Raw genomic sequence first — 12,043 nt, forward strand, 5'->3', positions numbered from 1 at the left:
TTCAGCGGTGGCACCGGATGCCAAGAGGCACGAACGGGACAGAAGGCACCGGATGTGCGGACGGGTGCTTCTGAGCAGTGGATACTAGTTTCCTCATCGTGGAACTTCAATGGTTTGTTGATGTCGAGATTCTTCGGTTCGAGCCAAGGTGGCGCCCCGTGCCACCCCGTTCACTCAAGGTGGCGCAGGTCCTCGGCCGTGTCGATGTCGTGGGGCCGGGCGACGTCCCCGCACTCGACGAGCGTGATCTCCCGCTCGTGTTCCCGCAGGTAGGCGCGCGCGCCGCGGTCACCCGTCGCCGCAGCCGCGACGCCCGCCCAGTGCTCCGACCCCAGCAGCACGGGATGGCCGCGGACACCGTCGTAGGCCGCCGACGCCAGTGACGTCCCGTCCCGGAGGGCGGCCAGCACCCGGGCCACCGCCTCGGGCCCGATGCCCGGCTGGTCCACGAGCGAGACGAGGGTGGCCCGTGCGCCCGTCCCGGTGAGCGAGGCGAGCCCGGCCCGCAGCGAGGAGCCCATGCCCTGCTCCCAGTCCGGGTTGTCCACCAGGACGCACCCGTCGAGCGCCGCCCGCTCCCGTACGGCGTCGGCGCTCGCCCCGAGGACCACGTGCACGCGCGCGAGGCCGGCCGCGCGCAGGACGCCCACCGCGTGTTCCACCAGCGGACGGCCCCGGTGGACGAGCAGCGCCTTGGGCCGGCCGCCCAGCCGCCGCCCCCCGCCGGCCGCCAGGAGCAGCCCGACGACGGGCCCGGCCGTCCGCTCCGCCGGGCGGGCCGCGGTGTTGAGGTCTTCCGTACGCGTCATGGGTCCTGCATACCCGACCGCGGTGCCCGTCCGGGCGGGGCGGCTCCGGCGCGCGGCGCGCCGCGCTCACGCACGGCTGAATTTCCGTCCCCCCTGTGGCGTGGTGGGGCGCGGTGGCGTTTACTGACCCGCGTCCCCACGGCGTCCGGCCACGGCCTGGGGGCGGCCGGGGCCTGTCGGACAGGCCCCGGGGGGACACGACGGACCGGCGCACGACGGCGTGCGAGGGGGGAAGCTGTGTTGCGGAGCTTGGGGCAGAGGCGGCCAGTGACCGGCAGCGAGGACGATCCCCGGGTGACGGGGCTGAGAACGGCGGTGTCCCGGCTGCGCCGCGAACTCGCGGCGCTCCCCGCCGAGTTCCCGGACCGCGCGATAGCCGAGGACGAACTCGCCGCCCTGGCCGCGATGGTGACCCACGGCGTGCCCGAGGTGCCCCGCCTGCGCGGCTCGCTGCTGCTGATCGCGGGCGCGATCGGCTCGGTCAGCGCCCTCGCGGGCGGCCTGTCGGACGTACGCCACGCGGTCGAACTGTTCGGCGAGCCGCCGCGGCGCTGACGCGAACGGCCGCGCCGCCGGCGCCGGGCGCCGGGCCGCTGTGCTGTGTGACGCCGGCCCCCGCGCCGCTGACCCGAGCCCCGCCCCCGCTCACGCGTTCCGCCCGCCCCGCGCGATGCGCCCGCGGCCCGCCGTTCACCTCACGGGCGGCCCGCCGTTCACCTCACGCCTGGTTCTGGCTCACCAGCGCCGCGGACAGTTCCCCGGCGATCTGCTGGAGCACCGGGACGATCCGCTCCGTGGCGGTCTCGGTGACCCGGCCCGCCGGACCCGAGATGGAGATGGCCGCCGCGGTGGGGGCGTCGGGGACCGGTACGGCCAGGCAGCGCACGCCGATCTCCTGCTCGTTGTCGTCGACCGCGTAGCCGGCCCGGCGGACCTCCTCCAGCGCCGCCAGGAAGCCCTCCGGCGTGGTGATGGTCTTCTCGGTCGCGGCCGGCATGCCCGTGCGGCCGAGCAGGGCGCGCACCTCCGCGTCGGGGAAGTCCGCGAGCAGCGCCTTGCCGACGCCGGTGGAGTGCGGCAGGACGCGCCGGCCGACCTCGGTGAACATGCGCATCGAGTGCTTCGACGGCACCTGCGCCACGTACACGATCTCGTCGCCGTCGAGCAGCGCCATGTTGGCGGTCTCGCCGGTCTCCTCGACCAGCCGCGCCAGGTACGGCCGCGCCCAGGTGCCCAGCAGCCGGGACGCCGACTCTCCGAGCCGGATCAGTCGCGGCCCGAGCGCGTACCGCCGGTTGGCCTGCTGGCGGACGTAGCCGCACGCCACGAGGGTGCGCATCAGCCGGTGGATGGTCGGCAGGGGCAGCCCGCTGCTCGCGGACAGCTCGCTCAGCCCGACCTCGCCCCCCGCGTCGGCCATCCGCTCGAGCAGGTCGAAGGCGCGCTCGAGGGACTGCACGCCTCCGGCGGCGGACCTGGCGGAGTCGGTGGTGCTGGCGCTGGACGTCGGCACGGCGCGTTCCTTTCCGGCACGGGCGGGGAGGGCAGAAGCCTACCCGTCGGCCGCTTGACCGCCTGCTTGTGCGTCACTACGTTCTGCTGGTTGGAATTCTACTTCCGCTTTGTGGAAACGTCCAGACTCCCGGCCGGGGGTGCACTGTGGAGGGGTGTGCCCTTGACGGCGAATGGGCGGGAGGTGAGACTCCTTCAACAGAAAGTTGAATTCCGTTACGTGGAAGTGAACCCCGTGTCACGGAGAGAGGGGTCCCGGTGTCCGAGGCTCGACCGGCGCTGTCCGACGCCGACCTGGTGCTGCGCTCCACGCGCGTCATCACCCCGGAGGGGACGCGCGCCGCCTCGGTGGCCGTCACCGCCGGCACGATCACCGCCGTCCTGCCGCACGACGCGGACGTACCGGCCGGGGCCCGGCTGGAGGACGTCGGCGACGACGTGCTGCTGCCCGGCCTCGTCGACACCCACGTGCACGTCAACGACCCGGGCCGCACCGAGTGGGAGGGCTTCTGGACCGCCACCCGCGCGGCCGCCGCCGGCGGCATCACCACCCTGGTCGACATGCCCCTCAACTCCGTGCCGCCCACCACGACGGTCGAGCACCTGCGCACCAAGCAGCGGGTGGCCCGCGACAAGGCCCACGTCGACGTCGGGTTCTGGGGCGGAGCCCTGCCGGACAACGTCAAGGACCTGCGCCCGCTGCACGACGCGGGCGTGTTCGGCTTCAAGGCCTTCCTGTCGCCGTCCGGCGTCGACGAGTTCCCCCACCTCGACCAGGAGCAACTCGCCCAGTCCCTGGCCGAGATCGCCGGCTTCGACGGCCTGCTCATCGTGCACGCCGAGGACCCCCACCACCTGGCCGCGGCCCCGCAGCACGGCGGCCCCCGGTACGCCGACTTCCTCGCCAGCCGGCCCCGCGACGCCGAGGACACGGCGATCGCCGCGCTCGTCGCCCACGCCCGGCGCCTGCACGCACGCGTGCACGTGCTGCACCTGTCCTCCAGCGACGCCCTGCCGCTGATCGCGCGGGCCAGGGCGGACGGCGTGCGCCTGACGGTGGAGACCTGCCCGCACTACCTCACCCTCACCGCCGAGGAAGTTCCCGACGGCGCCAGCGAGTTCAAGTGCTGCCCGCCCATTCGCGAGGCCGCCAACCAGGACCTGCTGTGGCAGGCGCTGGCCGACGGCACGATCGACTGCGTCGTCACCGACCACTCGCCGTCGACGGCCGACCTGAAGACCGACGACTTCGCCACCGCCTGGGGCGGCATCTCCGGCCTCCAGCTCAGCCTCCCGGCCGTGTGGACCGCGGCCCGCGCGCGCGGCCACGGCCTGGAGGACGTGGTCCGGTGGATGTCGTCCCGCACCGCCGCCCTGGTCGGCCTGGACGGCCGCAAGGGCGCCATCGCGCCGGGCCACGACGCCGACTTCGCCGTCCTCGCCCCCGACGAGACCTTCACCGTGGACCCGGCGGCCCTCCAGCACCGCAACCGCGTCACCGCATACGCCGGCCGGACGCTGTACGGCGTCGTGCGCTCCACCTGGCTGCGCGGCGAACGCATCGTCGCGGACGGCGACTTCACCGAGCCCAGGGGCCGCCTGCTGACCCGCTGACCACCCACCCGCCCAGACCCGCACCCGGCCGACTCCGAGAGGAATCCCTGATCACCGTGACGGCGATACCCAGCTTCACCGGCGACGCGCAGCCCTACGGCGGCGGCGACCCGTACGCGGATTACCGCACCGCCGACTTCCCCTTCACCCGGTACGCCGACCTCGCCGACCGCCGGCTCGGCGCCGCCGTCATCGCCGCCAACGACGAGTTCTTCGCGCAGCGCGAGAACCTGCTGCTGCCCGGGCGGGCGGAGTTCGACCCCGAGCACTTCGGGCACAAGGGCAAGGTCATGGACGGCTGGGAGACCCGCCGGCGCCGCGGCGCCTCCGCCGAGCACCCCTGGCCGGCCGACGACGACCACGACTGGGCGCTGGTGCGGCTGGGCGCCCCCGGCGTGGTCCGCGGGATCGTGGTCGACACGGCCCACTTCCGCGGCAACTACCCGCAGGCCGTGTCCGTCGAGGCCACCTCGGTACCGGGTTCCCCGTCGCCGGAGGACCTGCTCGGCGACGACGTCAAGTGGACCACCCTCGTCCCGCGCACCCCGGTCGGCGGCCACGCGGCGAACGGCTTCGCCGTCCGGGCCGAGCAGCGCTTCACGCACCTGCGCGTCGTCCAGCACCCCGACGGCGGCATCGCCCGCCTGCGCGTGTACGGCGAGATCGTGCCCGACCCCGCGTGGCTCGCGGTGCTCGGCGCCTTCGACGTGGTGGCGCTGGAGAACGGCGGCCAGGTCGAGGACGCCTCGAACCTCTTCTACTCGCCCGCCTCGAACACCATCCAGCCGGGCCGCTCCCACAAGATGGACGACGGCTGGGAGACCCGCCGGCGCCGTGACCGGGGCAACGACTGGATCCGCTACCGGCTGGTGGCGCAGGCCGAGGTCCGCGCCCTGGAGATCGACACCGCGTACCTGAAGGGCAACAGCGCGGGCTGGGCGTCGGTGTCCGTGCGGGACGGCGAGGACAGGCCCTGGCAGGAGGTCCTGCCGCGAACCCGGCTCCAGCCCGACACCAACCACCGCTTCGTCCTGCCGACGCCCGCGGTGGGCACCCACGCGCGCGTGGACATCTACCCGGACGGCGGCATCTCCCGCCTGCGCCTGTTCGGATCCCTGACCGAGGAGGGCACGGCCCGCCTCACGGCCCGGCACCAGGAACTGGGCGGCTGACCCGCGCGGGGGCCGGACCCGGGGCGGGGGCGCGGACCGGCCCGTCCACGCGCCCCGCCCCGCCCCGCCGGTCCTACGCCGCCAACCCGCCGTCCACCGCGAACTCCGCGCCCGTGACGTAGTCCGCCGACGCCAGGTACGCCACCAGGCCGGCCACTTCGTCGGCGGTGCCGAAGCGGCCCAGCGCGGTCACCGCCGCCTGGCCGTCCGCGTACGGCCCGTCCGCCGGGTTCATGTCCGTGTCGATCGGCCCCGGGTGCACGACGTTCGCCGTGATCCCGCGCGGCCCCAGTTCCCTGGCCAGGGCCTTGGTCAGACCGGTCAGCGCGGACTTGCTCATCGCGTAGAGCGTCGCGCCCGGCATCGGCACGCGCTGCGCCAGGCAGCTGCCGATGGTGACGATCCGCCCGCCGCGCCCCATGCGGGCGGCCGCCGCGCGCGTGGTGAGGAACACGCCGCGCACGTTCACGGCGAGCACCCGGTCCACGTCGGCGAGCGTCAGGCCGTCCAGCGGGCCGACCGCGCCGACGCCCGCGTTGTTCACCAGCACGTCCAGGGCGCCGAAGTGCCGGGCCACCCGGTCCACGGCGTCCGCCGCCTCGCCGGCGTCGGCGGCGTCCGCGCGCACCGCGAGGGCCCGGCGGCCGAGCGCGCTGACGCGCCGTACGACGTCCTCGGCCTCCTCCTTGCCGTTCACGTAGGTCACGGCGACGTCCGCGCCGTCGCGGGCGAGCCGCAGGGCGGTGGCCGCGCCGATGCCCCGGCTGCCGCCGGTCACCAGGGCCACCTTGCCGAGCAGGGGTGTGGGGGTCGTGTCGGATGCGTGCGTCGTGGTCATGGGTCCATCCCAGCCGCCGCGGGCCGGTGACGCTGGCGGCGAACGGACGCCGACCTGCGGACGCCGTCGCTGAGCGCTTCCGGAACTCTTTCCTCCGTCCGGCTCGTTCTCCCCGTGTGACACTTCAGCAAGAGATCGTCGGCAACGCCATGCAGATGGCGGTCGTCTCCCTCCAGCCCGGTCAGACGGTGTACTGCGAGGCGGGCAAGTTCCTGTTCAAGACGACGAACGTGACCATGGAGACCCGCCTCGGCGGCCCCTCGGACCGCGGCGGGCAGCAGCAGGGCGGCGGCTCCGGCTGCATGGGCGGCCTGCTGCGCCAGGCGATGGGCACGGCCATGCAGGCCGGCCAGCGCGCGCTGGCCGGCGAGTCGCTGGCCTTCCAGTACTTCACCAGCCAGGGCGGCGAGGGCACCGTCGGCTTCGCGGGCGTGCTGCCGGGCGAGATGCGCGCGCTGGAACTGGACGGCACGCGGGCGTGGTTCGCCGAGAAGGACGCGTTCGTGGCCGCCGAGTCCACCGTCGACTTCGGCATCGCCTTCCAGGGCGGCCGCACCGGCATGAGCGGCGGCGAGGGCTTCGTCCTGGAGAAGTTCACCGGCCGGGGCACGGTGATCATCGCCGGCGCGGGCAACTTCATCGACCTGAACCCGGCCGACTTCGGCGGCCGCGTCGAGGTCGACACCGGCTGCGTCGTCGCCTTCGAGGAGGGCATCCAGTACGGCGTCCAGCGCGTCGGCGGCCTCAACCGCCAGGGCCTGATGAACGCCGTCTTCGGCGGCGAGGGCCTGTCCCTGGCCACCCTGGAGGGCAACGGCCGGGTCATCCTCCAGTCCCTCACCATCGAGGGCCTGGCCAACGCCCTGAAGAAGGCCCAGGGCGGCGACAAGCAGGGCCCGACGGGCGGTCTCTTCTCCACCCACGCGGGCTGACGGGCGGGCCGCGCGCGCCGGGAGCCGAGAGCCGCCCGGCCCGGTGTCAGGCGAGCAGCTCCCTCACCAGCGCGGCCACCTGCTCGGTCTCGATCAGGAAGCCGTCGTGGCCGTACGGTGACGAGATCACGCGCAGGGCGTCCGAGGAGGGGAGCGCCGCGGCCAGCTCCGCCTGCTGGGACGGCGGGTAGAGCCGGTCGGAGTCGACGCCGGCCACCAGGGTGCGGGCGGTCACCCGGCGCAGGGCCGCGCGCACCCCGCCGCGGCCCCGGCCGACGTCGTGGCTGCTCATCGCCTCGGACAGCACGACGTAGCTGCCCGCGTCGAAGCGGCGGGCCAGCTTGGCCGCCTGGTGGTCGAGGTAGGACTCGACCTGGTAGCGGCCGTCGCCCCACGGGTCCTCCTCGGCCTGCGCCGAGCGGCCGAAGCGGACCTGGAGCTCCGGCTCGCTGCGGTAGGTGACGTGCGCGATCCGCCGGGCCAGGCCGAGCCCGGCCACGGGCCCCTCGCCGGTGCCGTGGTAGTCGCCGCCCTGCCAGTGCCGGTCGGAACGGATGGCCCGCACCTGCAGCGAGGCCCACGCGATCTGCTCGGCGCTCGCCGCTGCGGTGGTCGCGAGCAGCAGCAGCGCCCCGGTGCGTTCAGGACGCCCCACCGCCCACTCCAGCGCCCGCATCCCGCCCATGGACCCGCCGACCACCAGCACCCAGCGGTCGATGCCCAGCGCGTCCGCCAACCCGGCCTCGACGGCCACCTGGTCACGCTGCGTCAGGAACGGGAAGGCGCCGCCCCAGGCGCGGCCACCGGGACGCGCGGAGGACGGCCCGGTGCTGCCCTGGCAGCCGCCCAGCACGTTCGGCGCGACGACGAAGAAGCGGTCGGTGTCCAGCGCCAGGCCGGGCCCCACCAGCCCGTCCCACCAGCCGGGCGTGGGGTGCCCCGGCCCGGCGGGACCGGCGACGTGGCTGTCGCCGGTGAGGGCGTGCAGGACGAGGACGGCGTTGGACGCGTCCGGCGCGAGCCGCCCCCACGTCTCGAACGCGAGCCGCACGCCGGGCAGTTCACCGCCCGCCTCCAGGGCGAGGGGCGCCGGGTGCGCGTACCACCGGCGGCGCCCCGGCGGGTCCCCCTCCCGCCAGGCGCCCGTGGCCGGTGGAAGGGGGGACGGTGGCAGTACGGTGCTCAGGACGCGCCCTTCGCCGCGCGGAACCCGGCCTCCAGGTCGGCCTTGAGGTCCGCGAGGTTCTCGATGCCGACCGACAGCCGGACCAGGCCGGGGGACGTGCCGGTGGCGGTCAACTGCTCCTCGTCGAGCTGGCTGTGCGTCGTGGACGCCGGGTGGATGATCAGACTGCGCACGTCACCGATGTTGGCGAGGTGACTGAACAGCTCGACGGCGTCGACGAACCGCTTGCCCGCCTCCACCCCGTCGCGCAGCTCGAACGAGACGATCGCGCCCGCCCCCAGCGGCAGGTAGCGCTGCGCCGCCTCGTACCACTGGTTGGACGGCAGTCCCGGATAGTGGACGGCGGCGACCTCGTCGCGCTGCTCCAGCCACTCCGCGAGCGCATGCGCGTTCGCCGAGTGCCGCTCGATGCGCAGGCTCAGCGTCTCCACGCCCTGCAGCAGCAGGAAGGCGGAGTGCGGCGAGAGGGCCGGTCCCAGGTCGCGCAGCAACTGCACCCGCAGCTTGATCGCGAAGGCACCCGGGCCGAGCGCCGGCCAGTACCGCAGGCCGTGGTAACTCGGGTCCGGCTCGGTGAAGTCGGGGAACCGGTCCGCGTGCGCGCCGAAGTCGAACGTGCCGCCGTCCACGACCACGCCCGCGATCGTGGTGCCGTGCCCGCCCAGGAACTTCGTCGCCGAGTGCACGACGACGTCCGCGCCGTGCTCGATGGGCCGCAGCAGGTAGGGGGTCGGCACCGTGTTGTCGACGATCAGCGGCACGCCCGCCCCGTGCGCCACGTCCGCGACCGCCCGCACGTCCAGCACGTTGCCGCGCGGGTTGCCGAGGCTCTCGGCGAACAGCGCCTTGGTGTTGGGCCGGATCGCCGCCCGCCACGCCTCGGCGTCGTCGGGGTCGTCGACGAAGGACACCTCGATGCCGAACTTCGGCAGGGTGTGCCGGAAGAGGTTGTAGGTGCCGCCGTACAGCGAGGTGCTGGAGACCACGTGGTCGCCGGCGCTCGCCACCGTGAGGATCGCCAGGGTCTCCGCGGCCTGCCCGGAGGCCAGCGCCACGGCCGCGACCCCGCCCTCCAGCGCGGCGATGCGCTGCTCGAACACGTCCTGGGTGGGGTTGTGGATGCGGGTGTAGATGTTGCCGGGCTCGGCCAGCGAGAACAGGTCGGCCGCGTGCCGGGTGTCCCGGAAGGCGAACGACGTCGTCTGGTAGATGGGCGTGGCCCGGGCGCCGGTCACCGGATCGGGCGCGGCCCCCGCGTGGATCTGCTTGGTCTCGAACGACCAGGCCGAGGTGTCGGGCGCGGCGGGCGGCTCGTCGGGGGTGTGGCCGGCGGTGACGGAGTCGATGGGCTGGCTCATGGTGGTGCTCCCGGTACGGAGGGTGAAGACGGGTGGCGTGCGAAGAGGAGGACGAGGGAGGGGACGGGGACGCGCGCGTGCGGAGCCGCGGCACGGCGGACCGGCCGGCCCTCACGGGGCAGCGGTCGGTACGGCGGGGAAGCGGTGCGGCGGTGGAGCCGGGGGAAGGAGCCGGAGCGCGGCGTCAGCTCGCGGCGGAACAGCCCGTGGTGGTGACACGCACGTAATCGACGTGGCGGCGGGTCACGAGCACGGTCATGGCATCAGACAACCACAGGTCGGCCCCCTTCGCACCGGCCTGGACAGGACGTCTCACGTTCTGGAACGCCGGCCGGACGCCCCTCGCCGCGCGGGCGCGTGGTGCCGAGTCGCCGAAGGATGACGGCCCGTACGACTTTCGTCGCCGATGTGCCGTCGGGGGCCGACCGTCACGCCCGGGCCGATGTGCCCCGGGCCCGCCGCTGACTACATTCACCCCGTGACGCAGCCCCCCGACACCGCCGTACCGCCCGCGCCGGCCCTCCCCGCGCGCCGGTGGCTGCTGCCGTCCGCGCTCGCCGGTGAACTCGACCCGGACGCCGGGCGGGACGGGCGCCGGCCGCGCCGTACCGCGCGCGACTGGCTGGTGGACTCCTCCTGCTTCCTGCTGGCGGTCTTCGTCGGGCTGGTGGCGGCCGACGGGGTGCGGGGCAACCCGCACGTCCCGCACTCCCTCGCCGTCCTCGACCTGGTGACCGGCGCCCTGGCCTGCGCGGCCGTCTGGCTGCGGCGCCGCCGGCCGGTGGAGCTCGCCGCCGTGCTGGTCCTCGCCGGCTTCGTCTCCGACTGCGCGGGCGGGGCCACGCTGATCGCGCTGTTCACCCTCGCCGTGCACCGGCCGTTCCGGTACGTCGCCTGGATCGGCGGCGCCAGCCTGGCCCTCGTCCCGCCGTACTACCTGTGGCGCCCGGACCCTGACGTGTCCTACCCGGCGGCGGTCGCGTTCATCGTCGTGCTCACCTCCGCCGTGCTCGGCTGGGGCATGCTGGTGCGGGCCAAACGGCAGCTCATGCTGAGCCTGCGGGACCGTGCCCGGCACGCCGAGTCCGAGGCCCGGCTGCGTGCCGAACAGGCCCAGCGGCTGGCCCGCGAGGCCATCGCGCGCGAGATGCACGACGTGCTCGCGCACCGGCTGACCCTGCTCAGCGTGCACGCGGGAGCGCTGGAGTTCCGGCCCGACGCGCCCCGCGAGGAGGTCGCCCGGGCCGCCGGGGTCATCCGGGAGAGCGCCCACGAAGCGCTGCAGGACCTGCGGGAGATCATCGGCGTCCTGCGCGCCGGGCAGCCCGACGACGCCGGCCGCCCCCAGCCCACGCTCGCCGGGCTGGACGCGCTCGCCGCCGAGTCCCGCGACGCCGGCACGAAGGTGGTCCTCGACGTCCGGGTCACCGACCCGGCCGCCGTCCCCGCCTCCGTCGGCCGCACCGCCTACCGCATCGTCCAGGAGGGCCTGACCAACGCCCGCAAGCACGCCCCCGGCAGCGAGGTCACGGTGACCGCGACCGGCGCGCCGGGACAGGGGCTCAGCCTGACCGTCCGCAACCCGGCCCCCGAGGAGGAGGTGCGACCGGTGCCCGGCTCGGGACAGGGCCTCATCGGCCTGGCGGAACGCGCCACGCTCGCCGGCGGCCGGCTCACCCACGGCCCCACGCGCGGCGGCGGCTTCGAGGTGCGCGCGTGGCTGCCCTGGAACGGACCGGCCGGCGCGGCGGAGGGCGGGCCGGGCCGGGAACCGCACGCGTGAACGGGGCCGTTGACCTCGACACCCGGCCGACGACCGTCCGCCCAGGGCCCGTTCGGCGCCGGAGCGCCCCGACGCCCCCGACCGCCGTGATGACATGGGGACCATGACCGCGATCAGAGTGCTCCTCGTCGACGACGACCCACTGGTGCGGGCCGGGCTGGCGCTGATGATGGGCGGGGCCGACGACCTCCGGATCGTCGGCGAGGCCGACGACGGCGACGCGGTCGAGGACCTGGTCGCCCGCACCCGCCCCGACGTCGTCCTGATGGACCTCCGCATGCCCGCGGTGGACGGCCTGACGGCCACCCAGCGGCTGCGCCGCCGCCCGGACGCCCCGCAGGTCCTCGTGCTCACCACGTTCCATGCCGACGAGCAGGTGCTGCGGGCCCTGCGCGCGGGCGCCGCCGGATTCGTCCTCAAGGACACCCCGCCCGCCGAGATCATCGACGCGGTGCGCCGGGTCGCGGCCGGCGACCCCGTCCTGTCGCCCGCCGTCACCCGGCAGTTGATGGCGCACGTCGCCGGCGCGTCGGCCGACACCCGGCGCGCACGCGCGCGGGCCCGCGTCGCCCTGCTGAACGACCGCGAGCGCGAGGTGGCCGTCGCCGTCGGCCGGGGCCTGGCCAACGCCGAGATCGCCACCGGGCTGTTCATGAGCGTCGCCACCGTCAAGACCCACGTCTCCCGCATCCTCGCCAAGCTCGACCTCAACAACCGCGTGCAGATCGCGCTGCTCGCGTACGACGCGGGCCTCCTCGACGAAGGCGCCGCGAACGGGCACTGACGGGGCGGACACGCGCGGGACGAATGAGCGACGAGCGGGGCGGGTACGGCCGAGG

Annotated in this window: 11 protein-coding genes; 6 read left to right on the forward strand and 5 right to left on the reverse strand. The window is 74.8% G+C overall.

Going from position 1 to position 12,043, the window contains the following annotated elements:
* Nucleotides 1–170: 170 nt before the first annotated feature.
* Nucleotides 171–809 (reverse strand): nucleotidyltransferase family protein, encoded by a 639-nt coding sequence (locus AQJ30_RS06450; protein WP_067229754.1) that lies wholly within the window; start codon nt 807–809, stop codon nt 171–173.
* Nucleotides 810–1,046: 237 nt separating this feature from the next.
* Between AQJ30_RS06450 and AQJ30_RS06455 the strand changes: the two genes are divergently transcribed.
* Entirely contained in the window at nt 1,047–1,364 is a 318-nt protein-coding gene (locus AQJ30_RS06455; RefSeq protein WP_079083864.1) for a DUF5955 family protein, read from the forward strand.
* A 163-nt stretch (nt 1,365–1,527) separates the two neighbouring features.
* On the opposite strand, the gene AQJ30_RS06460 is transcribed toward AQJ30_RS06455, so the two are convergent.
* Nucleotides 1,528–2,322, reverse strand: coding sequence for an IclR family transcriptional regulator (locus AQJ30_RS06460; protein WP_067229760.1), 795 nt, complete (start codon nt 2,320–2,322; stop codon nt 1,528–1,530).
* A gap of 278 nt (nt 2,323–2,600) precedes the next feature.
* Here AQJ30_RS06460 and allB point away from each other — a divergent pair, with 278 nt between their 5' ends.
* Both allB and alc read left to right on the forward strand, forming a co-directional pair.
* Nucleotides 2,601–3,935, forward strand: coding sequence for an allantoinase AllB (gene allB, locus AQJ30_RS06465; RefSeq protein ID WP_067230894.1), 1,335 nt, complete (start codon nt 2,601–2,603; stop codon nt 3,933–3,935).
* Nucleotides 3,936–3,991: 56 nt separating this feature from the next.
* The gene (gene alc / locus AQJ30_RS06470; protein WP_067229763.1) at nt 3,992–5,107 is read left to right on the forward strand and encodes an allantoicase; all 1,116 of its coding nucleotides are present in this window, start codon (nt 3,992–3,994) and stop codon (nt 5,105–5,107) included.
* 73 nt (nt 5,108–5,180) lie between these two features.
* Here the strand turns inward: alc and AQJ30_RS06475 are convergent, their stop codons facing one another.
* Nucleotides 5,181–5,945 carry an SDR family oxidoreductase gene (locus AQJ30_RS06475; RefSeq protein WP_067229766.1) on the reverse strand — a complete coding sequence of 255 codons (765 nt, stop codon included), beginning with the start codon at nt 5,943–5,945 and terminating at the stop codon, nt 5,181–5,183.
* Between the two features lie 116 nt (nt 5,946–6,061).
* Between AQJ30_RS06475 and AQJ30_RS06480 the strand changes: the two genes are divergently transcribed.
* Nucleotides 6,062–6,877 (forward strand): AIM24 family protein, encoded by an 816-nt coding sequence (locus AQJ30_RS06480; protein WP_079083865.1) that lies wholly within the window; start codon nt 6,062–6,064, stop codon nt 6,875–6,877.
* A gap of 46 nt (nt 6,878–6,923) precedes the next feature.
* On the opposite strand, the gene metX is transcribed toward AQJ30_RS06480, so the two are convergent.
* On the reverse strand, nt 6,924–8,063 hold the full coding sequence (metX, locus tag AQJ30_RS06485) for a homoserine O-acetyltransferase MetX (protein ID WP_079083866.1): 1,140 nt from the start codon (nt 8,061–8,063) through the stop codon (nt 6,924–6,926).
* Complete coding sequence (locus AQJ30_RS06490; protein WP_079083867.1) at nt 8,060–9,421, reverse strand: bifunctional o-acetylhomoserine/o-acetylserine sulfhydrylase; 1,362 nt, start codon at nt 9,419–9,421, stop codon at nt 8,060–8,062. Before AQJ30_RS06490 ends, metX begins: the two co-directional genes overlap by 4 nt.
* A gap of 478 nt (nt 9,422–9,899) precedes the next feature.
* On the opposite strand from AQJ30_RS06490, the gene AQJ30_RS06495 reads away from it, so the two are divergent.
* Nucleotides 9,900–11,204, forward strand: coding sequence for a sensor histidine kinase (locus tag AQJ30_RS06495; protein WP_245726822.1), 1,305 nt, complete (start codon nt 9,900–9,902; stop codon nt 11,202–11,204).
* Between the two features lie 103 nt (nt 11,205–11,307).
* The gene (locus tag AQJ30_RS06500) at nt 11,308–11,988 is read left to right on the forward strand and encodes a response regulator transcription factor (protein ID WP_067229774.1); all 681 of its coding nucleotides are present in this window, start codon (nt 11,308–11,310) and stop codon (nt 11,986–11,988) included.
* The last annotated feature ends 55 nt before the right edge of the window (nt 11,989–12,043 follow it).

The organism is Streptomyces longwoodensis, from assembly GCF_001514125.1.
In the GTDB taxonomy this organism is placed as follows: domain Bacteria; phylum Actinomycetota; class Actinomycetes; order Streptomycetales; family Streptomycetaceae; genus Streptomyces; species Streptomyces longwoodensis.

Coding starts and splice junctions, on each gene's coding strand:
- AQJ30_RS06490 (WP_079083867.1), bottom strand. CDS start 9,421: ATGAGCCAGCCCATCGACTCCGTCACCGCCGGCCACACCCCCGACGAG.
- AQJ30_RS06500 (WP_067229774.1), top strand. CDS start 11,308: ATGACCGCGATCAGAGTGCTCCTCGTCGACGACGACCCACTGGTGCGG.
- AQJ30_RS06475 (WP_067229766.1), bottom strand. CDS start 5,945: ATGACCACGACGCACGCATCCGACACGACCCCCACACCCCTGCTCGGC.
- AQJ30_RS06450 (WP_067229754.1), bottom strand. CDS start 809: ATGACGCGTACGGAAGACCTCAACACCGCGGCCCGCCCGGCGGAGCGG.